Source organism: Paenibacillus chungangensis (assembly GCF_042675905.1).
In the GTDB taxonomy this organism is placed as follows: Bacteria; Bacillota; Bacilli; order Paenibacillales; family Paenibacillaceae; genus Pristimantibacillus; species Pristimantibacillus chungangensis.
In genome coordinates this window covers 1-802 of sequence record NZ_JBHTJZ010000041.1, presented here as the reverse complement: position 1 = coordinate 802, position 802 = coordinate 1, and the positions used below count along the sequence as shown (strand labels likewise).

1 protein-coding gene is annotated in these 802 nt (G+C 48.6%); it reads left to right on the top strand.

Translation table 11 applies throughout. From position 1 onward, the window contains the following. Window positions 1-76: 76 nt before the first annotated feature. Window positions 77-802, top strand: a 726-nt coding sequence (locus tag ACFQ2I_RS19465) for an IS256 family transposase (protein WP_377567205.1), incomplete at its 3' end; no start/stop codon positions are given.

The following is an 802-nucleotide window of genomic DNA, read 5'->3' as shown; positions in this document are numbered from 1 at the left end:
GGGACTGTAAAATAAATTGTGTAAACTCCTAAACCAGACTACTATAGAAGTAGACAACGAGAGGCAGGAGAACACGATGGGAATGTTTACAAAGGAACAGCTACAGCAATTCATTAAAGAGAACGATATCAAGACAGCCGGAGATATCCAGGACGCACTTAAGAATATGTTTGCCGAGACGCTGCAGGAGTTCATGGAGGCCGAACTGGATACGCATCTAGGCTATGCCAAACACGACACCAAGAACAAGAAGACAACCAATAGTCGAAACGGGAAATCAGCTCCTAAGGCGGTAACGACAGAATTGGGCGAAATCCAGATCCGAACGCCGCGTGACCGTGAAGGTGACTATCAGCCCCAGATCGTCAAGAAGCATCAAAACGACCTCTCTGGTATGGAGAACCAGATTATCTCGATGTATGCCAAAGGCATGTCCACACGGGATATTCAGGCACACTTCAACGACATCTACGGTGTGGAACTCTCTCCAACGCTCGTCTCCAACATCACCGATCGTATTCTTCCGCAGGTGCAGCAGTGGCAAAACCGCCCCTTACAGCAGGTATACGCGGTCGTATTTATGGATGCCATTCATTACAAGGTGCGACAGGATAACGCCATTGTCAACAAAGCCGCCTACATGGTCATTGGCATCGATCTCGAAGGACACAAGGACGTGCTTGGCATGTGGGTCGGAGAGAATGAGTCCGCCAAGTTCTGGCTGGGCGTATTAAACGATCTCAAGAGCCGTGGCGTGAACGACATCCTTATTAATTGTGTGGATAACCTAAACGGTTTCAGC